21 protein-coding genes are annotated in these 23,406 nt (G+C 66.9%); 17 read left to right on the top strand and 4 right to left on the bottom strand.

What is annotated here, in order from left to right; translation table 11 throughout:
* Nucleotides 1-9: 9 nt before the first annotated feature.
* From atpB to JF52_RS0100790, 12 genes are all read left to right on the top strand, one after another.
* Nucleotides 10-810: a F0F1 ATP synthase subunit A gene (gene atpB, locus JF52_RS0100845; protein ID WP_033104659.1), complete on the top strand. Its 801-nt coding sequence runs from the start codon at nt 10-12 to the stop codon at nt 808-810.
* 39 nt (nt 811-849) lie between these two features.
* Nucleotides 850-1,098, top strand: coding sequence for a F0F1 ATP synthase subunit C (gene atpE / locus JF52_RS0100840; protein WP_033104658.1), 249 nt, complete (start codon nt 850-852; stop codon nt 1,096-1,098).
* Between the two features lie 28 nt (nt 1,099-1,126).
* The gene (locus JF52_RS0100835) at nt 1,127-1,693 is read left to right on the top strand and encodes a F0F1 ATP synthase subunit B (protein ID WP_033104657.1); all 567 of its coding nucleotides are present in this window, start codon (nt 1,127-1,129) and stop codon (nt 1,691-1,693) included.
* The gene (locus JF52_RS0100830) at nt 1,693-2,481 is read left to right on the top strand and encodes a F0F1 ATP synthase subunit delta (RefSeq protein ID WP_033104656.1); all 789 of its coding nucleotides are present in this window, start codon (nt 1,693-1,695) and stop codon (nt 2,479-2,481) included. Before JF52_RS0100835 ends, JF52_RS0100830 begins: the two co-directional genes overlap by 1 nt.
* Nucleotides 2,482-2,533: 52 nt before the next feature.
* Nucleotides 2,534-4,174, top strand: coding sequence for a F0F1 ATP synthase subunit alpha (gene atpA / locus JF52_RS0100825; protein WP_033104655.1), 1,641 nt, complete (start codon nt 2,534-2,536; stop codon nt 4,172-4,174).
* 19 nt (nt 4,175-4,193) lie between these two features.
* Entirely contained in the window at nt 4,194-5,093 is a 900-nt protein-coding gene (locus tag JF52_RS0100820; protein WP_033104654.1) for a F0F1 ATP synthase subunit gamma, read from the top strand.
* A gap of 23 nt (nt 5,094-5,116) precedes the next feature.
* Complete coding sequence (gene atpD / locus JF52_RS0100815; protein WP_033104653.1) at nt 5,117-6,568, top strand: F0F1 ATP synthase subunit beta; 1,452 nt, start codon at nt 5,117-5,119, stop codon at nt 6,566-6,568.
* Nucleotides 6,569-6,570: 2 nt separating this feature from the next.
* Nucleotides 6,571-6,831, top strand: coding sequence for a F0F1 ATP synthase subunit epsilon (locus JF52_RS0100810; RefSeq protein ID WP_033104652.1), 261 nt, complete (start codon nt 6,571-6,573; stop codon nt 6,829-6,831).
* Between the two features lie 98 nt (nt 6,832-6,929).
* Complete coding sequence (locus JF52_RS0100805; protein WP_033104651.1) at nt 6,930-7,676, top strand: YaaA family protein; 747 nt, start codon at nt 6,930-6,932, stop codon at nt 7,674-7,676.
* 143 nt (nt 7,677-7,819) lie between these two features.
* Nucleotides 7,820-8,674 (top strand): hypothetical protein, encoded by an 855-nt coding sequence (locus tag JF52_RS17380; RefSeq protein ID WP_052166650.1) that lies wholly within the window; start codon nt 7,820-7,822, stop codon nt 8,672-8,674.
* A gap of 157 nt (nt 8,675-8,831) precedes the next feature.
* Nucleotides 8,832-9,692: a PP2C family protein-serine/threonine phosphatase gene (locus JF52_RS0100795; protein ID WP_033104650.1), complete on the top strand. Its 861-nt coding sequence runs from the start codon at nt 8,832-8,834 to the stop codon at nt 9,690-9,692.
* 57 nt (nt 9,693-9,749) lie between these two features.
* On the top strand, nt 9,750-12,560 hold the full coding sequence (locus JF52_RS0100790; protein ID WP_052166649.1) for an FtsK/SpoIIIE domain-containing protein: 2,811 nt from the start codon (nt 9,750-9,752) through the stop codon (nt 12,558-12,560).
* A gap of 33 nt (nt 12,561-12,593) precedes the next feature.
* Here JF52_RS0100790 and ald read toward each other — a convergent pair whose 3' ends face one another.
* Both ald and JF52_RS0100780 read right to left on the bottom strand, forming a co-directional pair.
* A complete protein-coding gene (gene ald / locus JF52_RS0100785; RefSeq protein WP_033104649.1) occupies nt 12,594-13,706 on the bottom strand; it encodes an alanine dehydrogenase in 1,113 nt (370 codons plus the stop codon).
* 53 nt (nt 13,707-13,759) lie between these two features.
* Nucleotides 13,760-14,755 carry an asparaginase gene (locus JF52_RS0100780; protein ID WP_033104648.1) on the bottom strand — a complete coding sequence of 332 codons (996 nt, stop codon included), beginning with the start codon at nt 14,753-14,755 and terminating at the stop codon, nt 13,760-13,762.
* A 71-nt stretch (nt 14,756-14,826) separates the two neighbouring features.
* Here JF52_RS0100780 and JF52_RS0100775 point away from each other — a divergent pair, with 71 nt between their 5' ends.
* Nucleotides 14,827-15,300, top strand: coding sequence for an OsmC family protein (locus JF52_RS0100775; protein WP_033104647.1), 474 nt, complete (start codon nt 14,827-14,829; stop codon nt 15,298-15,300).
* A gap of 39 nt (nt 15,301-15,339) precedes the next feature.
* On the opposite strand, the gene JF52_RS0100770 is transcribed toward JF52_RS0100775, so the two are convergent.
* Complete coding sequence (locus JF52_RS0100770; protein WP_033104646.1) at nt 15,340-16,143, bottom strand: lysophospholipid acyltransferase family protein; 804 nt, start codon at nt 16,141-16,143, stop codon at nt 15,340-15,342.
* 145 nt (nt 16,144-16,288) lie between these two features.
* Between JF52_RS0100770 and JF52_RS0100765 the strand changes: the two genes are divergently transcribed.
* The gene (locus JF52_RS0100765; protein WP_033104645.1) at nt 16,289-17,236 is read left to right on the top strand and encodes an FKBP-type peptidyl-prolyl cis-trans isomerase; all 948 of its coding nucleotides are present in this window, start codon (nt 16,289-16,291) and stop codon (nt 17,234-17,236) included.
* Nucleotides 17,237-17,316: 80 nt separating this feature from the next.
* On the top strand, nt 17,317-18,399 hold the full coding sequence (dxr, locus tag JF52_RS0100760) for a 1-deoxy-D-xylulose-5-phosphate reductoisomerase (RefSeq protein WP_033104644.1): 1,083 nt from the start codon (nt 17,317-17,319) through the stop codon (nt 18,397-18,399).
* A gap of 29 nt (nt 18,400-18,428) precedes the next feature.
* On the opposite strand, the gene JF52_RS0100755 is transcribed toward dxr, so the two are convergent.
* Complete coding sequence (locus JF52_RS0100755; protein WP_033104643.1) at nt 18,429-20,045, bottom strand: Mur ligase family protein; 1,617 nt, start codon at nt 20,043-20,045, stop codon at nt 18,429-18,431.
* Nucleotides 20,046-20,330: 285 nt separating this feature from the next.
* On the opposite strand from JF52_RS0100755, the gene JF52_RS0100750 reads away from it, so the two are divergent.
* A complete protein-coding gene (locus JF52_RS0100750; protein WP_033104642.1) occupies nt 20,331-21,641 on the top strand; it encodes a M50 family metallopeptidase in 1,311 nt (436 codons plus the stop codon).
* Between the two features lie 110 nt (nt 21,642-21,751).
* A complete protein-coding gene (locus tag JF52_RS0100745) occupies nt 21,752-23,386 on the top strand; it encodes an HNH endonuclease signature motif containing protein (RefSeq protein WP_033104641.1) in 1,635 nt (544 codons plus the stop codon).
* Nucleotides 23,387-23,406 lie beyond the last annotated feature (20 nt).

Here is a 23,406-nt window from a genome sequence, read left to right as displayed (position 1 = left end):
GGAGCAACGTTGACTCACGCCGCGAGCCTCCTCGTCCGTCTCGCAACGGACGAATTCCAACCACCGTCGATCGCAGAGTTCTTTCCGGAGATCCTCTTCTCGATCGGCCCGCTCTCAGTGAACCGCATCCACCTGGTGCAGTTTCTGGCGACGATCGTCGTGGTTCTCATCCTCTGGCTCGGCACGCGCAAGCTCAAGCTGATCCCCGGCCGCGGCCAGGGCGTCATCGAGATGCTCTTCGACCTCGTCCGCGTCAACATCGCGCACGACATGATCGGCAAGAAAGACGGCGACCGCTTCCTCCCGCTGCTCACCACGATCTTCTTCATGGTGCTGTTCATGAACATCACGGGTGTCATCCCGTTCCTGAACATCGCAGGCACGAGCATCATCGCCGTGCCGCTGATGCTCGCGGTGATCTCCTACGTCGCGTTCATCTACGCCGGCGTGCGCAAGGGCGTCTGGCACTTCATCCGCAACTCGCTCTTCCCGCCCGGAGTGCCGCCGTTCCTGTACATCATCGTCGCGCCGCTGGAGTTCATCTCGACCTTCATCGTCCGTCCGGTCACGCTCACGCTGCGACTGCTGATGAACATGATGGTCGGCCACCTCATGCTGGTGCTGTTCTTCGCGGCGACCCAGTTCTTCATCTTCTCGATGGGCGGCTTCTGGTCTGTGCTGGGAGCGGGAACGCTCGCCTTCGGCTTCGCCTTCACGGCCTTCGAGATCCTGGTGGCGTTCCTCCAGGCGTACGTCTTCACCATCCTCACCGCGGTCTACATTCAGCTCGCAGTCGCGGACGAACACTAATCGGGGCGCGCCAGCTCCCCTCAATGAAAGGAAACACCTGTGGATCCCAACTCGGTTCTTGCAGCCATCAACATCGACATCACCGGCTCGATCGCCAACGTCGGCTACGGCCTGGCAGCAATCGGCCCGGCCATCGGTGTGGGCATCGTCGTCGGCAAGACGATCGAGGGCATCGCGCGCCAGCCTGAGCTGTCCGGCAAGCTTCAGGGCACCATGTGGATCGGTATCGCCTTCACCGAGGCGCTTGCGTTCGTCGGTATCGGCGTCGCGTTCCTCTTCGGCTACTGATCCTCTCACCCACACGTAAGGAGACAGGATGCTGAACGCTCTTGTCACGCTCGCAGCCGAGGAGCAGAACCCGCTTCTGCCGGCGACGTACGACATCGTCTGGTCAGCCGTCTGCTTCGTCATCATCCTGATCGTGGCCTGGAAGGTCGCTCTCCCGAATGTGGCGAAGATGCTCGACGAGCGCTCCGCCGCCATCGAGGGCAACATCGCCAAGGCCGACGAAGCGCAGAAGCAGGCTGAGGCGGCTCTCGAGGAGTACACGCGTCAGCTCGCCGAGGCTCGTACCGAGGCCGGTGAGATCCGTGAGGCTGCCCGTGAGGACAGCAGGAAGATCGTCGCCGAGGCGAAGGATGCCGCGACGGTCGAGGCCGCACGCGTCACCGCAGCCGCGCACGCGCAGATCGAGGCGGAGCGTCAGACGACGCTCGTCGCGCTGCGCTCCGAGGTCGGCACGCTCGCGATCGACCTCGCCGGTGGCGTGGTCGGCGAGACCCTCTCGGATGATGCGCGTGCGACCGCTGTCGTGGATCGCTTCCTCGCAGACCTCGAGGCGTCAGATCTTCGACAGGCTCAGGTACCGGGCGGGGCTTCCTGATGGGCAGCGCGACCACTCAGGCGCTCGCGGCTTCGACGGCGGCCCTCGCTCAGGCGAAGGACGTCACCCTCGACACGGCCGGTGAGCTCTTCACCGTGGCGCGTCTGGTGGGCGAATCCGGTCAGCTGAGCGGCGCGCTGGCCGACTCGGCTGCTCCTGCGGGCCTGCGTGAGCAGGTCGTCGCGACGGTCTTCGGCACACTGTCGGACACCACGCGTCAGGTGCTCTCTGCTGCAGTCGGGGAGAGGTGGTCCGACGTGGACGGCCTCGTCTCCGGGATCGAGGAACTCGCGATCCGCGCCGCAGCCATCGCCGAGCCCGCGGTCGACATCGAAGGCGAGCTGTTCTCTTTCCTCCGCGTCATCGCCGCGAACCCGGAGCTCGAGCTCGCGCTCGGAACCCGGTTGGGCGACGACGATGCGAAGGGCGCGCTCGTCGAGAAGCTGATCGGCGGCACGGCGAGTGCACCGACGACGCTGATCGTCTCCTCGCTCGTCCGGCAGCCACGCGGACGTCGCGTCCGTCAGCTGCTGAACCGTGCGATGAAGATCGTCTCGGCGCAGGGCGACCGCATCGTGGCCACGGTTCAGACCGCGACCCCACTGTCCGCCGCGCAGCGCACCCGTCTCGGCGACGCGCTGGCAGCGCGCTATGACGGCCAGGTCTCGATCAACGAAGTGATCGACCCCACCGTCGTGGGCGGACTGCGTGTGCAGATCGCCGATGACGTCATCGACGGCAGCATCTCCGCGCGGCTCGCCGATCTTCGACAGAAGCTCGCGGGCTAATACGACTTCGCGCGGGGAACCGCGCAGACTCTCTCAATACAAAGGGAAGACAATGGCAGAACTATCGATCAGCCCCGACGTCATCCGTGACGCGCTGAAGGACTTCGCCGCTGCGTACGAGCCCACAGGCGCCGCAGCGACCGAGGTCGGCACCGTCATCGACGCGGCAGACGGCATCGCCCACATCGAGGGGCTGCCGGGCGTGATGGCGAACGAGCTCCTGACGTTCGACAACGGCACGCAGGGCCTCGCGTTGAACCTTGACGAGAGCGAGATCGGCACCGTGGTGCTCGGCGACTTCGCCGGGATCCAGGCCGGTCAGGAAGTCCGCCGCACCGGCGAGGTCCTCTCGGTCGCTGTCGGCGACGGCTACCTCGGACGCGTGGTCGACCCGCTCGGCAACCCGATCGACGGCCTCGGCGAGATCGCATCGGAGGGACGTCGTGAGCTCGAGCTGCAGGCACCGGGTGTCATGCAGCGAAAGAGCGTGCACGAGCCGATGCAGACCGGAATCAAGGCCATCGACGCCATGATCCCCGTCGGCCGCGGCCAGCGTCAGCTCATCATCGGCGACCGCCAGACCGGCAAGACGGCCATCGCGATCGACACGATCATCAACCAGAAGGACAACTGGGCCTCCGGCGATGTCGACAAGCAGGTGCGCTGCATCTACGTCGCCATCGGTCAGAAGGGTTCCACGATCGCCTCCGTCAAGGGTGCGCTCGAGGACGCCGGAGCGATGGAGTACACCACCATCGTCGCCGCTCCTGCCTCCGACCCGGCCGGTTTCAAGTACATCGCGCCCTACACCGGATCCGCGATCGGCCAGCACTGGATGTACAGCGGCAAGCACGTCCTCATCATCTTCGATGACCTGTCGAAGCAGGCAGAGGCGTACCGCGCCGTCTCGCTCCTCCTGCGCCGTCCGCCGGGCCGCGAGGCATACCCTGGCGACGTCTTCTACCTGCACTCCCGTCTGCTGGAGCGTTGCGCGAAGCTGTCCGACGAGCTCGGTGCCGGTTCGATGACGGGTCTCCCGATCATCGAGACCAAGGCGAACGACGTCTCGGCGTACATCCCGACCAACGTGATCTCGATCACCGATGGCCAGATCTTCCTGCAGTCCGACCTCTTCAACGCCAACCAGCGCCCTGCGGTCGATGTGGGCATCTCGGTGTCCCGTGTCGGTGGTGACGCTCAGGTCAAGAGCATCAAGAAGGTCTCCGGAACGCTGAAGCTGGAACTTGCGCAGTACCGATCGCTCGAGGCCTTCGCGATGTTCGCGAGCGACCTCGACGCGACCTCACGTCGTCAGCTCGATCGGGGTGCTCGTCTGACCGAGCTGCTCAAGCAGCCGCAGTACTCGCCGTACCCCGTCGAAGACCAGGTCGTCTCGATCTGGGCCGGCACCAAGGGCAAGCTCGACAAGCTCGAGGTCTCCGATGTGCTGCGCTTCGAGCGCGAGCTCCTCGATCACCTGCGACGCAACACCAAGGTGCTCGACACCCTGCGCGAGACGAACGTCCTCGATGACGACACCGCGGCCGAACTGGAGAAGCAGGTCGACGCTTTCCTGCTCGAGTTCCAGGGTGGCAAGGGCCAGTCCATCGGCGCCGTGGGCCATGAGGAGCACGCAGCCCAGGACGTGGACGACGTCAACCAGGAGAAGATCGTCAAGGGTCGTCGCGCGTAATCGCGTGAGGTACTGAAACATGGGCGCTCAACTCAGGGTCTACAAGCAGAAGATCTCTTCTGCTCAGACGACCAAGAAGATCACGAAGGCGATGGAGCTCATCGCGGCTTCGCGCATTCAGAAGGCGATGGCGCGCGTGCGCGCGTCGTCGCCCTTCGCTCGGGCCGTGACGCAGGCTGTCTCCGCCGTCGCGACGTATTCCAATGTCGATCACCCGCTCACGCGTGAGCCCGAGACGATCCGCCGGTCCGCCGTCGTGGTCTTCTCCTCCGACCGCGGACTCGCGGGTGCCTTCAACTCGCAGATCCTCCGCGAGGCGATGGAAGTCGGCGAGCTGATCCGTTCTCAGGGCAGCGAGCCGGTGTACTACCTCGTCGGTCGCAAGGCCGTCGGATACTTCCAGTTCCGTGGCATCAAGGCCGCTGCAGAGTGGACGGGCGACACGGACACTCCGCAGTTCAAGACGGCCGAGGAGATCTCGGCCACGCTGCTCGAAGCGTTCAACCGCGGCGGTGAGGATGGCGGAGTGGACGAGCTCCACCTCGTCTACAACCGTTTCGTCAGCATGATGACGCAGTCGCCGGAGACGGTGCGCCTGCTTCCGTTGGAGATCGTCGAGAACACCGAGGCCGCTGAGCCGAGCGGAGCGGTGTATCCGCTCTACGAGTTCGAGCCGGATGCCGAGACCGTTCTCGATGCGATCCTGCCGGTGTATCTGCAGAGCCGCATCTTCAACGCTCTGCTGCAGTCGTCGGCGGCCAAGCAGGCCGCGACGCAGAAGGCGATGAAGTCCGCCAGCGACAATGCCGACAAGCTCATCACTGACTACACCCGCCTGCGCAACAACGCGCGTCAGGCGGAGATCACGCAGCAGATCGCTGAGATCGTCGGCGGCGCCGACGCCCTCTCGAGCAAATAGACCATCAAGAAAGAGACGAAGATATGACCCCCACCGCCACAGCTGAGGCTGGGACCGCGGTCGTCGGGCGCGTCGCACGCGTCACGGGCCCGGTCGTCGATATCGAGTTCCCGCACGACTCGATTCCTGACATCTACAACGCGCTGAAGACCACCATCGTCATCGGCGAGGAGTCGACGGAGATCACGCTCGAGGTCGCACAGCACCTCGGCGACGACCTGATCCGCGCGATCGCGCTCAAGCCGACGGACGGCATCGTCCGCGGCCAGGAGGTGCGCGACACCGGCGAGCCGATCTCGGTTCCCGTCGGCGACGTCACCAAGGGCAAGGTCTTCAACGTCATCGGCGAGGTGCTCAACGCCGAGCCTGGCGAGCAGATCGAGATCACGGAGCGCTGGCCGATCCACCGTTCGGCGCCGCCTTTCGACCAGCTCGAGTCAAAGACCCAGATGTTCGAGACCGGCATCAAGTCGATCGACCTTCTCACGCCGTACGTGCTCGGCGGAAAGATCGGCCTCTTCGGTGGTGCTGGTGTCGGCAAGACCGTCCTCATCCAGGAGATGATCCAGCGCGTCGCACAGAACCACGGCGGTGTGTCGGTGTTCGCCGGAGTCGGTGAGCGCACCCGTGAGGGCAACGACCTCATCGCCGAGATGGAAGAGGCGGGCGTCTTCGACAAGACTGCTCTCGTCTTCGGCCAGATGGACGAGCCGCCGGGAACGCGTCTGCGCGTCGCCCTTTCGGCCCTGACGATGGCGGAGTACTTCCGTGACGTGCAGAAGCAGGACGTTCTGCTGTTCATCGACAACATCTTCCGCTTCACGCAGGCAGGTTCCGAGGTCTCCACGCTGCTGGGCCGCATGCCCTCCGCTGTGGGCTACCAGCCGAACCTCGCTGACGAGATGGGCCTCCTCCAGGAGCGCATCACCTCGACCCGCGGCCACTCGATCACCTCACTGCAGGCGATCTACGTTCCCGCCGATGACTACACCGACCCGGCTCCGGCGACGACCTTCGCGCACCTCGACGCGACGACCGAGCTCAGCCGTGAGATCGCGTCGAAGGGTCTGTACCCCGCCATCGACCCGCTGACCTCGACCTCGCGCATCATGGACCCTCGCTACCTGGGCGAGGACCACTACCGCGTCGCCACCACGGTCAAGCAGATCCTCCAGAAGAACAAGGAACTGCAGGAGATCATCGCGATCCTCGGTGTCGACGAGCTCTCCGAAGAGGACAAGATCGTCGTGTCGCGTGCACGTCGCATCCAGCAGTTCCTCTCGCAGAACACCTACATGGCGAAGAAGTTCACCGGTGTCGAGGGCTCGACCGTTCCTCTCAAGGAGACGATCGAGTCGTTCGACGCGATCGCAAAGGGTGACTTCGATCACGTTGCCGAGCAGGCCTTCTTCAACGTCGGTGGCATCTCCGACGTCGAAGAGCGCTGGGCTCAGCTCCAGAAGGAGAACGGCTGATCATGGCTCTGAACGTCAGCCTCGTCTCCGCGGACGCGGAGGTCTGGACGGGAGACGCGACTCTCGTCGTCGCCAAGACCGTCGAGGGTGAGATCGGAATCATGAGCGGTCACGAGCCGATCCTGGCGATCCTCGCAGAGGGCCAGGTGCGCATCACGCGCGCCGACGGCAGCAAAGTGCTCGCGAACGCGCAGGACGGCTTCCTCTCCATGGAAGGCAGCCAGCTGACGATCGTCGCCGGCAACGCGGCCCTCATCGCCTGAGCGCAATCATCACGGACGCGTCCGCCTGTCACCCTCGAGTTGACGGGCGGGCGCGTTCTCGTCTGCTGCCACCGATCTGATTCGGCATCTCGAGCCCCATGAAAATACTCCTCCCTCCCTCCGAGACCAAGCGCCCAGGCGGGTCGGGTGCCCCGTTGGCGATCGACTCCCTCGCGCTGCCTGCTCTGGCTGCCGAACGAACTGCCGTCGTGACGGCGCTCATAGGACTCGCGGCGGATCCGGCCGCAGCCAGGCGCGTGCACAAGCTCAGCGACCGTCAACTCGGCGACATCGACCACAATGCCGCTCTGGGTTCCGCGCCGACCATGGCCGCGGTCGACCGCTACACGGGCGTTCTCTACGATGCCCTGGATGCGACGTCGTTGGACGCCGTTGCCAGGCGATGGTTGGACAGGCACGTGTGGATCCATTCGGCGCCGTTCGGTCCGATCGCCGCGCTCGATGCGATTCCGACGTATCGGCTCGCGGCGGGCACGTCGCTTCCCGGGATCGCGCCGTTGCGTCGGCACTGGGCGCTCGCGACGTCAGAGGCGATGGCTCAAGACGCGCCAGGGTTCGTCTTGGACCTCCGCAGCGAGGCCTATGTCGCACTCGGCCCGGTACCGGCATCCGTTCCGTACGCGTACGTGCGTGTCGTGACAGGTGAAGGACGTGCCCTCAACCACTTCAACAAGAAGGCCAAGGGCGAACTCGTGCGAGCGCTGGCCGAGGACCGACCCAGGGTGCGCTCCCTCGCAGCCCTGCAGGGATGGGCGCGTGCACGATCGATCATCATCCGGCAGGCGGAGCAGGCAGGCGTGCTCGAGCTCGTGACGGAGACCTGAGCGTCGTGTCGACACATCACGATGCGGGTGAGTGTGTCATTGCCAGTGAGCGGATGACCCCGCTACCATGGCCAATGCGCGAAGCGAAGGCTTCGTAACCGGGGGGCGAGGTTCGCTCCCTGTCTTCAAGGATTGAGAGTCTCATGTCCTCCTACGATTCCCAAGGCCTCGCGATACTCGGGGCGGTGTACCTCGTCGGGTTCCTCGTCGCCGTCGCCATCTACGTCATCGGTTCGATCTTCATGATGAAGATCTTCGAAAAGGCCGGCGTCCAGGGTAAATGGCGCGCGTGGATCCCGGTATACAACAGCATGGTTTTCCTCAAGCTGGGTGACCTCAGTCCGTGGTTGTTCCTCTACGCGATCGGTGCGACGATCGTGCTCGGCTGGATCCCGGTGATCGGCCAGGTCCTCGGCCTCGCATCCTTCGCCCTCATGACTCTCGCGGCTTACCGCATCGGTCTCAAGCTCGGCAAGACTCCGGCCTGGGTCGTGCTGTATGCCCTGGGTATCATCACCGCCGGCATCACGTCCCTCATCTGGCTCGGAATCAATGCGTTCGACAAGTCGCGCTGGAACCCGCAGATCCCGGCCTCCCCTTGGGGCGGCAACGCGTTCTTCGCCGACCGCACCGCGTGGGACGGCATCCCGGTTCAGCCTTCGGCGCAGGTCGCACCCGGTGCGGCCCCCGGCTACGGCGCAGCCCCGCAGGGATACGCACCGCCGCAGGGATACGGTCCGCCGCAGGGATACCAGCAGCCTGCTCCGGGTTACCAGCAGCCCGCTGCGCCCGGCTACCAGCCGCCGGCTGCTCCCGGATACCAGCCGCCGGCCGGCCCCGCGACGCCTCCCGCAGGGCCCGTGACGCCGCCGCCGGCTGCACCGTCCACGCCGCCGGCAGCACCGGCCACTCCGCCGGCCGCACCGACGACGCCGCCCGCGACTCCGCCGGCACCGCCCGCCGCTCCACCGGCACCGCCGACGCAGCCACCAGCCTGATGAGCTGAACGAAGGACCCTCGATCGTGATCGGGGGTCCTTCGTCGTACCCGGCGGAGATTCCGATAGCGTGGACACATGGCCATGTCGTAGTTCCACTACTATGTGTGAGAATCCTGCGGCCACTCGCACCGCCGCATCCAACCCGGAGGAACCCTTTGTCTGAGACGTCCACGCAGACCCATCGCGTCGCGGCCCCGGACGGCGGGGAGATCGTCCTGGTCTGGGCTGGAGTGACCGATACCGGGCGTCGCCGGGACAACAATCAGGATGCGTTCCTGGCGCAGTACCCGCTGTTCGTCGTGGCAGACGGCATGGGCGGGCACGCGGGCGGGGAGATCGCGAGTCAGAGTACGATCACGCGCCTGCAGGAGGTCGTCGACTCCGGCGAGGTCGGCACCGCTGCCATCGAGAATGCCCTCACGCAGGCTGTGGGCGACATCGCCTCGCACCCGGAGACCACTGACGAAGGAACCGGTACTACTCTCACCGGCATCTTCTTCGACACGACGGACGACGAACCCCGGTGGGTTTCGCTCAATATCGGCGATTCCCGTGTCTATCTGCTTCGTGATGAGCGGCTGGTTCAGGTCACGACCGACCATTCCGTGGTGCAGGAGCTGATCAGCTCGGGACGGCTCAGCGCGGAGGAGGCGGAGAGCCACCCCTATAGCAACGTCATCACACGCGCTGTCGGGGCGAGCGAGCTCACGCCGCCGGACTACCTCGGAATCGAGGTGCTCGACGGTGACCGGTTCGTGATCTGCTCCGACGGATTGACCAAGGAGCTCACCGATTACGGCATCCAGCATTTCCTGCGTGAGCAGGCGGACCCCGCAGTCGCCGCTGACGCGATGCTGGCTGCGGCGCTGGAGAACGGCGGCCGCGACAATGTGACGCTCATCGTCGTTCAGGTGGAGCGGCCGGGGCACGCTCCTGCCGCAGGTGATGACGCGGTCACGACCGAAGACGAATCATCCTCCGAATCTTCCTCCACAGCGGAGCCCACCGAAGAATAGCTCCGCGGAGCTGTGGACAACGGCATCCGCCGTGTTCGGATGCCGTGCAATGAGGTCATGGACCTCGAACCGCTCACGCTTCCCGCTGCTGCCGCCGAGCCACGACGGCAGTCCGTACCGGTGCTCGCCGCCGTCGTGCCGATCGCCGCGGGCATCGTGCTCTGGCTCATCACCGGATCGATATTCTCACTCGCTTTCGCGGCGCTCGGCCCGCTGATGATCGGCGCTTCGCTGCTGGACGGTCTGCGCACTCGACGCCGCGAACGACGGGCCGCAGCCGATGACGAGACGGCCGGGTGGCGTCGCGCAGAGCAGGACCTCATGCGACGGCATCAGACCGAACGTCGTGAGCTGCGGCGTGTCCATCCGGACGCGGCCGCGTCCGTCGTGGATGCGCCCCTGCGCGATCTTCGGCCGATCGACGATTCGACACCGATCGTCGTCGGTTCAGGCGCCAGGCGCAGTGCGCTCCGGGTGACCGGCGATGACGGCGAACGCGCACGTGCCTTCAGAGAGCGCGCATCGCAGGTGAAGGGCGTTCCGATCGCCGTCGCGATGGGACGCGGAATCTGCCTGCGCGGACCCGCGGCCGTCGCCGGCGCTGCCGCGAGGGCGCTGGTGGTGCAGCTGTGCCTGCGTCATTCGTCTGGACAGCTCGCACTCATCGGCGGGGGACTGGAGGTGCTCGGGCTCGCAGGCTTTCCGCACGCCGGAAGACCCAGGCGCGGGGCGTGGCGGCTCGCCGTAGTGGTGGGGGATGAGGAATGTCCGGATGCTTCCGCGCAGATACGCGTGTGCGAGACGGATGGCGAAGTGCCTGAGGGGGTGACGACACTCATCGACTTCGCAGATCCGGCACGAGCGCGGCTGCGTACCTCGGCAGGCATCGAGGGGATCGCTGTGGAATGCCTCTCCCGCGCGCAGGCGATGGCGATCGCCGCGGGCAGCGCCGAACGGGAGGGCGAGGCGGCACAGTTGCCGGACGCGGTGGCGCTGGGTGAGCTTGCGATGACTGCGGAGCCGGGCCGTGCAGGTCTTGCGGCCGTGATCGGTCGCACAGAGAGCACCGACGTCGTGCTCGACCTCGTAGAGGACGGCCCGCACGCCATCGTGACGGGGATGACCGGGTCGGGCAAGAGTGAACTGCTCGTGACCTGGATCGCCTCGATGGCGCGCTCGCACGGCCCGGACGAGGTGGCATTCGTACTGGCTGACTTCAAGGGCGGCACCGCATTCGACCCGCTGCGGGCGCTTCCGCACGTCGCCGCGGTGATCACCGATCTCGACGAGGAGGGCGCGCGGCGCGGAGTGGAGAGCCTTACGGCGGAGCTTCGTCGTCGCGAGGCGGTGCTCGCCGAACTCGGCGTGCGAAGTGTCTCCGAGGCGTCTGGTCGGCTCGGCCGACTCGTGATCGTCGTCGATGAGTTCGCCGCGCTTCTGCAGGAGCATCCGGACCTCGGCGCTGTGTTCTCAGACGTCGCAGCCCGTGGCAGAGCCCTCGGGATGCACCTCATCCTCGGCACGCAGCGAGCGGCCGGTGTCATCCGTGACGGGCTCGCGGCGAACTGTCCGCTTCGGGTGAGTCTGCGGGTGACCGAGGCCGCGGACAGCCGACTCGTCATCGGATCCGATGACGCGGCCGAGCTCCCGGGCGGCGCGGCCTCCAGGGGCCTCGCATTCGTCCGGCGTCCGCAGGACACGGCAGCGGTGGCCGTGCGTGTCGCTCTCACGGGTGCGGGCGACCTGCGCCAGATCGGCGCCCGCTGGTCTGACGCCGGCGAGCCGGCGAGCCCGTGGCTCGCGCCGTTGCCACGAAGGCTCGATCTCGATGAGCTGGTCACCGCCTACCCGCACGAGGGCGCATTGCTGGTCGGACTCACGGATGAGCCGGAACGACAGCGTCAGAGACCCATGCTGCTGCGGCCCGGAATCGACCGTGGGCTTGCCGTGATCGGGGGCAGCAGCTCAGGGCGCACGTCTGTGCTGCGCGCCCTGGCGACCCAGAGCACACGGTCGATGCTGTTGCGTGCCGAACCCGAGCGCGCCTGGGATGCGCTGGCCGAGCTGCTCGACGCCGGCGCGGACGCACCGGAACTCGTGCTGTGCGACGACCTCGATCAGCTCCTCGCAGCCTTCCCGGTGGAGTACGCGCAGGCGTTCCTGGAACGGATGGAGAAGCTGGTGCGGTCGGCTGCGGCGCGAGGATGCACCGTCGTCATCACGACAGGGCGCGCGTCCGGCCAGACTGCACGCGTGCTCGAGGCACTGCCGACGCGGATGCTGCTGCGGATGGGTACCAAGATGGAGCACCTCGCCGCAGGCGGGGACAACGACGGCTACCGTCGCGACCGTCCGGCGGGTCGTGCCAGAGTCGATGATCGTGAGGTGCAGGTCGTCTGGGTTGAAGCAACCGGCGAAACGGATGCCTCCGGAACCGGCGCCGTGGAACGGTGGACCCCGACCGCGCGCGTGGTCGGCGTGATCGCACTCGGCGTCCGACGGGTCGTGGAGGGCCTGCGAGCCGCCTATCCCGATCACGTGGTCTCGCCGGTCGCGGATCAGCATCAGGATGCTCCGTCGGCGCTGCCGGTCGTCGGAGTGCCGGGGGCCGCGATCTCAGCCGGGGCCGCGCCGACGATACTGATCGGCGACGCCGACAGCTGGCAGCGCCAGTGGCCGCTGTGGCAGCGGATTCGCCTCGAGGGCGAGATGCTGTTCCTCGCCGAATGCGGGGGAGAGCTGCGGTCATTCGCGAGCATCCGAGAGTTGCCGCCGTTCGCCGAGCCGCATGCGGGCCGGGCCTGGACGATCCATGACGGTCGCGCCCCGCAGCGCGTCGTCATCCCCGAACTGGACGCCTCGCGGTGATGGGCGCGCGCACGGCTGATTCCGCACCGGATCTCACAGCACGGATGCGATCGCGCTCGCCTCCAGGCCGTGGGCGACTGCCACGCCATCGTTGATCACGGCGCCCTTCGCGGTGTTGAGTCCGCTTGCGAGTGCGGCGTCCGCGCCGAGCGCGTCGCGCCAGCCGCGGGATGCGATCTGGCGCACGTAGGGCAACGTCGCGTTCGTGAGAGCCGAGGTCGAGGTGTTCGGCACCGCCCCTGGCATGTTCGCAACGCAGTAGAACACGGTGTCGTGCACCCCGAACGTCGGGTTGTCATGCGTTGTCGGGTGCGTGTCCTCGAAGCAGCCGCCCTGGTCGACGGCGATGTCGACGAGCACGCTACCGGGTCGCATCTGGGCCACCATCTCGTTCGTGACGAGCTTCGGCGCCCGCGCACCCGGGATCAGCACCGATCCGATGACGAGATCGGAGTCGATCACCGCGCGGCGCAGGTCCAGCGGATTGGAGGCCGCCGTCTTCACCCGTCCAGCGAAGTGGTCGTCCAGCATCCGCAGTCTCGGGATGTTCGTGTCGAAGATCGTGACATCCGCGCCCATGCCGCTCGCGATGACCGCGGCGTTCGCTCCGGCCACGCCGCCGCCGATCACTGTGACCGTCGCCGGTCGGGTGCCCGGCACGCCGGACATGAGCAGTCCGAGGCCGCCGTTGGAGCGCAGCAGGGTGTTGGCGCCGACGAGCGGGGCGAGCCGCCCGGCGACCTCGCTCATCGGCGCGAGAAGCGGAAGCCCGCCTCCGGGAAGCTGCACCGTCTCGTATGCGATCGCTGTGACGCGGTCGGCGAGGAGCCGGTCGGTCAGCGGACGGTCGGCGGCCAGGTGCAGGTAAGTGAACAGGGTGAGGTCGTCGCGGAAGTGGTGGTATTCACTCGCGATCGGCTCCTTGACCTTCAGCAGAAGTTCGGCGCGCGCCCAGACCTCTGCGGCGTCGTCCAGCATCGTCGCGCCGGCTTCGGCGTACTCGGCGTCGGGCATGGACGAGCCGACGCCTGCTCCGGACTGCACGAAAACCTCGTGACCGGAACGCACCAGATCGTGCACTCCCGCCGGTGTCAGAGCGACACGGTACTCGTTGTTCTTGACCTCGGTGGGGACGCTGATCCTCATCGTGGCTCCTCTCCTCCCTCGACTCTGAGGGGATACTGCCCCGGGTCAGGGCATCAGACGGCGGCGCCGGGACGGATCATCCCGACGTCGCTCCCTCCGCCGAGGACGGCGAGGGGAAGTGCGTTGGCGAGCGTCGCCAGATCGGCTTCGCTCAGTGCTCCGGCGCGAGCGAGCAGTGTCGCCGCGACGATCACGAGTGCGCGTGCGCCGCCGTCGAGCATCTTGAGCACGACGGTCGTACCGTCAGGGGCGACCATCGTCATGATCCCTTCAGCACCGCTCTTGGCGAACACGCCGAGTGTCTCGATCGCGATCGTGTCCGCTCGTCCGGAGCCCTCGATCGTCCACGGGTTCTCCTTGACAGCGCGGACAAGGGTGCCCGCGACCCGATGCAGGGCGAACGGCGATCGCTCGGAGGCGGACCCGATCCGGTGAATGGCACGTCCGAGCCCGGCGAGGGTGATCGCGTGGATCGGCGCACCGCATCCGTCCACCGCCGTGTGCGCGATCTTCTCGCCGCTCAGGCGTTCGACCACCTCGCGGATGTGAAGCTGCAGCGGATGCGACGGATGCAGATATCCCTCGGTCGGCCAGCCGGTGGCGACGCACGCGCGAAGCATCGCGGCATGCTTGCCGGAGCAGTCCATCCGGATGCGCGTGGGTCGTCCGTGCTCTCGGACGAGTTCGTCGCGCGTGCCGGTGTCTCGCGGCCACGTCGAGGGACAGCCGAGGTCGTCTTCTGTGAGACCGCCGGCGGTCAGGATCTCGCGGACCAGATCGACGTGACGATCGGTGCCGACGTGACTCGCCGTGGAGATCGCCAGCTGTTCACCCGCCAGCTCGGCGCCCGCAGTGACGCATGCGATGGCCTGAAGCGGCTTCAGACTGGAGCGGGGGAGGACCAACGCGTCAGGGTTTCCCAACCGGCGCACGACATCTCCGTCCGGCGACAGGACGATGGCCGAACCGGCATGGCGGGATTCGATGAATCCGCTGCGTTCGACGACGGCGAGTTCGACAGCATCCGCAACAGTGAAAGTCTCCAGCACGCCACCAGCCTAACGCCGACGTCGCCGACGGCACCGAGCCGCACCGAGCCGCACCGTGTCAGACTGACCTCATGACTCTCGGCGAACACCGGTACGCACTCACCGCCACCTGGCAGGGCAACCGCGGCACCGGAACGAGCGGGTACCGCGACTACTCCAGAGACGTCACGATCGAGGTCGAAGGCAAGCCGGTCATGCTCGCGTCGGCCGACAAGCCGTTCCGCGGTGATCCGGAGCGCTGGAACCCTGAGGACATGCTGATCGCCTCATTGTCCGAGTGCCACCTGCTGTCGTATCTGCATGCATGCGTCGGTGCAGGCGTGGTCGTCGTGTCCTACATCGACCGCGCCAGCGGAGTGATGCGCGAGGACGGCAGAGGCGGAGGCGCCTTCACCGAGGTTCTGCTGCGTCCTGAAGTCGTCGTCGCGGATGCGTCGATGATCGAGGCAGCCGAGAGCGCCCACAAGGACGCGCACCGGATGTGCTTCATCGCGAACTCGGTGAACTTCCCGGTCCGCCACGAGGCATCGGTCACGTCTCGCTGAGGGCGCTCGGGCCGGCCGGTCCCTGAGCCCGTCGAAGGGTCAGCGCCGCTCGTGCGGAAGAGCCTGTTTGATCTTCTCGATCGGGCCCTGAGCGGGGGGCTCGTTGTACATGCCGGCGAGTTCCTGGCCGCTGAGCGCGTGGATCGCCGCCATGATCTCGTCGGTCGCGAGACGTCGTGCCTTGCCGCTGCCGGCTGCGCCGTGCACCGTCACATCGATCGGATCCCCGAATCGGACGGTGATGCGCTCGCTGAGCGAAGGCATCTTCGCACCTTTCGGCATTGCCATGTCCGTGCCGACGAGTCCGACCGGAACCACGGGTGCACCGGTCTGCAGCGCGAGGAACGCCACCCCGGTTCGCCCTTTGTAGAGCCGGCCGTCCGTGGAGCGAGTGCCTTCGGGGTAGAGCGCGACGGCCAGTCCCTGCTCGAGCAGCAGACGCTGCTGATCCAGCGCATCGAGCGCGGCCTGTCCGGCGCCGCGGCGCACCGGTATCGCACCGATCGACTGGAAGAAGGTCCGCGACACGGCGCCCTTGAACCCTGGGCCCTCGAAGTACGCCGATTTGGCGAGGAAGTGCACCGGACGTGGCGCCGCGACCGGGATCGCGATCGAGTCGATGAACGACAGATGGTTGCTCGCGAAGATGACCGGGCCGTCGAGAGGGACGCGGTCGCGTCCCTCGACGCGCGGGCGGTAGACGAGCCGTGCCAGCGAGCCGATCACAGCTCGTCCGAACGCGTATGCGGCGCCGGCTCTGCGCGGCGATGATGCTTCCTCCCTGGTCTGCTCCTGATCCGATTCTTCGGTCGGCTCGGGAACGGCAGACTGCTCAGAGGTCATCAGATCAGGCTACTCCGCGATTCATGCCATCCGTGGAATGCGACGCGTGCGGTGCGATGCGCCCCGACGCCGGATGCTTCTCAGCGAGGGCAAAGGCGAATAAGACATCATGGAGTGTCCCTCCCCACGATCACGAGGTCTCACTTTGCGCAATCGCCCGCTCATCGCTCTGTCCACCATCGCCGTCGCGACCATGATTCTGGCCGGCTGCTCTGGCACGAAGGGCACGACCGCAGACGACACCGAGGCTCCGGCCGCCGACCTGTGCTCGGCGACCGTCGAACCGGGTGATGCCTCTGACGGAGTGAAGGTGGAAGGCGACTTCGGCACAGCTTCGACGGCGAACTTCCAGCTCGGCGAGAAGGTTGAAGAGGCGCAGCGGACGGTCATCAGCGAGGGCGACGGTGACAAGGCCGCCAACGGCGACTACGTCAGCTACGCCTTGAGCGCATTCGACGGCGACACGGGCGAGCGGCTCGGCGATGCGGGATACACCGAGGGAGAACTGCTTCCTGCCGCGCTGACCGCTGATGCGCCGCTCGGACAGCTCATCGGCTGCGCGAGTGTCGGGTCGCGCCTGTCCATCGTCTTCCCGACGACCGAGGACGCGGCCGCGCAGTACTACGTGCTGGACGTCCTCGACGTGGTCCCCACCGCAGCATGGGGCGAGGAGCAGGCACCGGTCGCCGGCATGCCCGTCGTCACGCTCGACGATGACGGTGCCCCCACGGTCGAGATTCCGGATGCCGCGGCTCCCACAGAAGTGCAGATCTCGGTACTGAAGCAGGGCGATGGCATCGCGGTGGGCGATGGGGACACGACGCTTCTCCAGTACCACGGCGTCGGCTGGGAGACCGGCGAGACCTTCGACTCGTCGTGGGCGAAGGGCGCCCCGATCACGAGTGAGGGCAACGGCTACGTTCCCGGGTTCGTCCAGGCACTCGCCGGACAGAAGGTCGGCTCTCAGGTGCTCGTCGTCGTCCCGCCGGCAGCGGGATACGGAGAGGGCGAGATCAACGACGAAGACCTCAAGGGTCAGACACTCGTCTTCGTGATCGACATCCTCGCCACGATGCATCCTGCCGCGGCTTAGCACTTCACGGCTTCGCACTTCGCGGTTTCGTCCTTGGCGGCTTCGCCGGGAAGGACGCGCCCGCGCATTAGGCTGACGGTATGCGTCGTATCATCGTCCTCGGCTCGACCGGTTCCATCGGCACTCAGGCACTGGATGTGATCCGCGCCAATCCTCGTCGTTTCGAGTTGGTCGGGCTCTCGGCAGGTGGCAACGCCGAACTGCTCGGCGAGCAGGCTGCGCAGTTCCAGGTCGAAGACACGGCATTGGGCGCGCACGAGTCGGAGCAGCTGGTGCGCGACGTCGAGGCTGATGTCGTGCTCAACGCGATCACCGGATCGATCGGGCTCGGTTCGACGCTCGCGGCGCTCAAGGCCGGTCGCACCCTGGCGCTCGCCAACAAGGAATCGCTCATCGTCGGCGGCGAACTGGTGAAGTCGGCAGCGGCCGAGGGTCAGATCGTGCCCGTCGACTCGGAGCACTCCGCGCTCGCGCAGGCGCTGCGCTCCGGGACGCATGATGAGATCAGGCGCCTCATCGTCACAGCATCCGGCGGTCCGTTCCGCGGACGCACGCGGGACGAGATGGCGGAGGTGACCCCCGCCGAGGCACTCGCGCATCCGACCTGGGCGATGGGGCGTGTCGTGACGACGAACTCCGCCACCATGGTGAACAAGGGGCTCGAGGTCATCGAGGCGCATCTGCTGTTCGATGTCGAGTACGAGGACATCCAGGTGGTCGTGCACCCGCAGTCGATCGTGCACTCGATGGTCGAGTTCATCGACGGCTCGACCATCGCTCAGGCGTCACCGCCGGACATGCGGCTGCCCATCTCGCTCGCTTTGGACTGGCCGCATCGTATCGGCGGGGTCGGACGTCCGCTGGACTGGACGAAGGCGAGCAGCTGGGATTTCGAACCGCTCGACGATGCGGCGTTCCCCGCCGTCGCGCTGGCCAAGAGCGTCGGACGCGCGGGCCGGACCTTCCCTGCGGTCTTCAACGCGGCCAATGAGCAGGCGGTCGAAGCGTTCCATGAGGGTCGGCTTCCATTCCTCGGCATAGTCGACACGATCGCGAGGGTGGTCGATGCCCATGAGTCGCCCGACCAGCTGACGATCGAGTCGCTCGCGCAGGCCGAGACCTGGGCGCGCGAGACCGCGGACCGCCTGATCGCGCAGCAGTAGACGCCTCGGTTCGTGAGCCTGTCGAACGCTCAGTCGGAGTACGGCACCGGCCAGTGCGGCTCCGGCACAGGCCACCCGGCGTCGCGCAGAGCGCGGCGGGCCAGCTCGCGAGCCGAGTACGGCGTGCGGACGCCGCGGATGTCCCGGTAGTCCTGATGTCCCGGGCCCGCCCAGAGGATCGCATCGCCGTCGCCGACAAGGCCCACCGCTGCGATGATCGCCTTCTCCGGCGGGGAGTACTCGTGGATCTCGGCATCCGGCCTGGCCATTCTTGCGCCCTCGATCAGCGTGGCGCGGATCGACTCCGGGTCCTCGAAACGGGGATGGTGGTCGGTGACCACGAGGATGTCACTGCCGAGCACGGCCGTGCGGCCCATGTCGTGACGCTTCGTGGCGTCGCGATCGCCGTCGGCCCCGAACAGCATGAGAGTGCGCCCCGGCGTCACGCGGCGGATCGCAGCCAGGGTCTTCTCGAACGCGTCGGGTGAATGGCCGAAGTCGACGAAGACCGCGGGGCCTTGTTCGCCGGAGACGAGCTCGGTGCGCCCTGGCAGGTACGCATCGATGCGTCCGTCTCGTTCGAGCGCCGCGGTGATGCGCTCCCACTCGTATCCGCCCTCGAGCAGCATGACGATCGCGAGGGCCGCGTTCGCCGCCATGTGCGGGCCGATCACAGGCACGACCGCGGTGAGGGTGCGCCCCTGCGGGCCGGTCATCGTGAAGCGGGTGCCGCGCTGACGCTCCTCGTCGATCGTGACCACCCAGTCGGCGTCACCGGCAACGGATGCGTCCGCGGCGATCGCGGGGGTGCCGACGGTCACGACGGGGATCTCGGCGGCTGCGACGACGTCGACGCCGGACGCCGAGTCGAGGCAGATCACCGCACGCCTGGCGCGGTCCGGCTTGAACAGGGGGAGCTTCGCGGCGAAGTACTCCTCCATGTCGGCGTAGTCGTCGAGGTGGTCGTGGCTGAGGTTCGTGAAGCCGGCGACGTCGAACACGAGTCCGTCGACGCGCTTGCGCGACAGCGCCTGAGCACTGACTTCGACGGCGACGGCTTCGACCGCTCGTTCGCGCATGAGTGCGAGGAGGGCGTGCATCTCGGATGCTTCGGGTGTCGTGAGCCTGGAGACGATGACCTCACCGGCGATGTGCCGTTCCGCGGTGGAGGAGAGGCCGGTCACGACGCCGAGCTGGTCGAGGATTCCCTCGAGCAGATGCGAGACGCTCGTTTTGCCGTTCGTGCCGGTGGTCGCGAACAGCAGAGGCAGCTCGTCATCGGCGCCGGTCCCGTAGACCCAGGCGCTGAGGGCTCCGAGCACACCGCGCGGATCGTCGACGATCACGATCGGCAGACCGATGTTGCCTGCGATGTCGGCGCCGGCCTCATCGGTGATGATGGCGACGGCACCCTTCTCCGCGGCCGCGGGTGAGAACACCGCTCCGTGCTGATTCACTCCCTGGATGGCGACGAATGCCTCTCCGGCGCGGAGATCGGCGGTCGCGAGGGTGATGCCGGTGAGGGTGACGCCTGCGGTGTCTCCGCGGGTGGCGGTGGCGAAGCGGGTGGCGAGATCCGTCAGGTTCCGCTGTGGCGGAGCGTCTGGACGGAGCACGGGAGGAAGGCTGGGCTGTGTGGTCGACATGGCATCACCATGATCTCATGAGCGGGTGCCCGAGACACGTTCAGGCGGGTCCCTCGCTGAGCGTCCTCCTGAGCATTCGAGTGCTCCGTGTGCGCAGCATCCGCCTTGCTCTCGTCGCCTGCGGCCACCGTCACGACCGGCGCCGGCGGATCCCGAGACGGATCGTCGGGTGGTGGCCGCCACTGATATGCGACGGCCGGCGTCAGCGGGGCGGGGCCATGACGCGGTGGCCCCGAATCCAGCCTATGCGGCGGATTCCTAGTTCGCGCGCAGTAGCGTTGGGACGTGGAAATCCTGCTGTACGTCACCGGCATCCTGTTCATGCTGGTCGGGCTCGGTCTGTCGATCGGTCTGCATGAGATCGGGCACCTCGTGCCCGCCAAGCTCTTTGGCGTGCGCGTGGGGCAGTACATGATCGGTTTCGGGCCCCGGCTGTGGTCGAAGAAGATCGGCGAGACCGAGTACGGGTTCAAGGTGCTGCCGCTCGGCGGATTCATATCGATGTCCGGCATGTATCCGGCATCCGACGGCAGGCCAGTGCGCGGGCTGTTCCGCACCCTCGTGCAGGACGCCCGATCCGCCAACGACGAGACGATCGCTGAAGGCGCCGAGGAACGCGTCTTCTACAGGCTGCCGATGTGGAAGCGGATCGTGGTCATGCTCGGCGGTCCGGTCATGAACCTGATCCTCGCCGTCATCATCTTCACCGTGCTCGCATCGGGCATCGGCCTCCAGCAGGGAACGACGACGATCGCAGGAGTCAACGAGTGCGTGCTGCCTGCGGGCACGTCACAGACGGAGTGCGAACCCGGCGATCCGGCGACGCCGGCTGCTGGGGCCGGGGTTCTCCCGGGTGACGTGCTGGTCTCGGTCGACGGCACGCCGGTGTCGACCTTCGCTGAGGCGAGCGACATCGTGCAGGCGGCTCCAGGGCAGCGCTTGGACATGGTCGTCTCGCGCGACGGCGAGAATGTGGATCTGACGATCACGCCCATCTCTGCGGAGCGCGAACTCACGGATGCGTCGGGGCAGCCCCTGCTCGACGACGACGGCGAGCAGATCGTCGCCGAGGTCGGCTACGTCGGCATGCTCTCGCAGATGGGGTATGTGCCGCAGCCGATCGGCGTGGGCCCGGAGCTCGCCGGGGAGAACGTCGGACGCGTGGTCGGCCTGATCGGGACGTTGCCGGTGAAGCTGTGGGATGTCGGGGTGTCGCTGTTCACCGGCGCCGATCGCGATCCTGACGGTCCGCTCAGCGTGGTCGGCGTCGGTCGCCTCGCCGGAGAGGTCGCCGCGACGGATGCTCCGGTCCTCAACCGGTTCGTCGTGCTGCTCAACCTTCTCGGGTCGCTCAACGTCGCGCTGTTCGTCTTCAACCTGATCCCGCTGCTGCCGCTTGATGGCGGTCACGTCGTCGTGGCGCTGTGGGACGGGATCCGGCGCGCGTGGGCGAAGGTGTTCCGTCGACCGCAGCCTGCTCCAGTCGACGCGACGCGGCTCGTACCGCTGACCGTGATCGTGGCGGTGCTGCTGATCGGGATGGGTGCGCTGCTTATGATCGCGGATGTCGTGAACCCGGTGGATCTGCTCGGATAGGGGCTCCAACTCTTCCTCCACGGGTGTGGGGTTTCGGGTGGTTGTGCACAGTTCGTGAAGGTGGTCTGATCTGGGGTTTGAATGTCGGTGGCCCCTTGTTGAATGGGGGTATGAGATCACTGGCGGAGGAGTTGGAGGGCATCGATCGGTTGTTGGCCGATGCGATGGGCTCCTCTGGTGCGGGTGGTGATCTTCGCGTCGCTGACGACGCCGAGCTTCTGGATGTGGTTCGGGTGTTGGGGCGTGTGCAGCGGCGGTTGGGTGGGGCGGTCGTCGCGGTCACGGATCAGGTGGTGGGGCGGGATCAGTGCGAGCGTGGCGGGCGGTTGTCGACGCGGGCGGGATGCCGTGATGCGGCCGAACTGCTGCGGCGCACCCTTCTCGTGGATGGGCCTGCCTCGCGCCGGTATGTGGCCGCCGCGGGGGCGGTGCACCGTGAGGTCGACATCACCTCTGGTGCGTTGCTGCCGGGGAAGTTCCCCGAGCTCGCGGTCGCGTTGGCGGACGGGGTGCTGTCGGTGGGCGGGTTCCTGGCATGCACGGTCCCGTTGATGAAAGCGGCGCGGATCGGGGTCGCGGATCGGTTGGCTGCGGATGCGGTGCTGGCCAGGTTCGCAGCCGGGCTGCCGCTGGATGGCACGGTGACGGTAAACGCTGAGCGGGCGCCGTTGCCGACGGTGGATGAGCTTGCCGCCCTGGCCGCGCATATCATCGCGAGGTTGGATCCGGATGGGGCGGAGCCGTCGGATCGTGCGGGCAAGCGGCGCCGGTTCTTCACGATCGGGAAACTCCGCGACGGGTCGGTCCCGGTGCGGGGCGAGGTGTTGCCGGAGGTCGCAGCACAGTTGCAGAAACTCATCGATTCGCTGTTGAACCCGAAAGCCGAAGACAAAGGCAGCAGCAGTACGGTGCGCTTCCGACCCTCAGACGACAGCGGCGACGGCAGCCGCAGCGCCGACGATCGCGACGGCAGCGGCGGCGATAGCGACGACGATGACTGGTTCGATGCGAAGTACTCCAGCAGCGCCGAGTACGGTGCTGGCGAAGACGTCTCGGATCGTGTGGACGGGCTCCCCGAGCACAAGGCGAAATCGCCGCCGGTGGAGTTGGCGGACATGCGCACGCACGCGCAGAAACGTCACGACGCGTTCGCGACCGCCCTGATGGTCGCCGCGGCCTCCGGAGGCATGCCCACCTTGGGTGGTGCGGCACCGACGCTGGTCGTCTCCGTCACCGCAGAGGACTACACGAACCGCACCGGGCGGGCCAGAGTCGAAGGCACCGGCTACGACGTCCCCCTCGGGGCGGCCGATCACGCCGGGTGTGCGGGCGGGATCCAGCGGGTGCTGTTCGACGACAAGGGTGCGATCGTCGCGATCAGCACCAGCGCGCGGTTGTTCACCGCGACCCAACGGCGGGCGATCGTGCTCAGAGACCGCGAATGCCTCATCCCCGGCTGCGACGTCCCCGCCGACTGGTGCGAGATCCACCACGTGCAAGAACACGCCCGCGGAGGGCCCACCCACACCTCTAACGGGGTTCCGTTATGTTGGCACCACCATCACACCCTCGATGAGGGCATCTGGAAGATCCGCATGCGAAACGGCCTCCCCGAAATCCGCGGACCCGGCTGGTGGGACCCCTACGCCAAATGGCGATCCCCCCACCTCGACTACCAAGCCGTCGACGAAGCCCTCGACCACGAACGCCACACCGAACCCGAATCCACGTGGAACACCCCGTGACAGCGTCTCGTGTACACGAC

The sequence above is a fragment of the Microbacterium profundi genome (assembly GCF_000763375.1).
GTDB classification, from domain to species: Bacteria; Actinomycetota; Actinomycetes; order Actinomycetales; family Microbacteriaceae; genus Microbacterium; species Microbacterium profundi.
The sequence above is the reverse complement of the archived record's forward strand: the minus strand, read 5'-3'. Positions and strand labels throughout refer to the sequence as shown.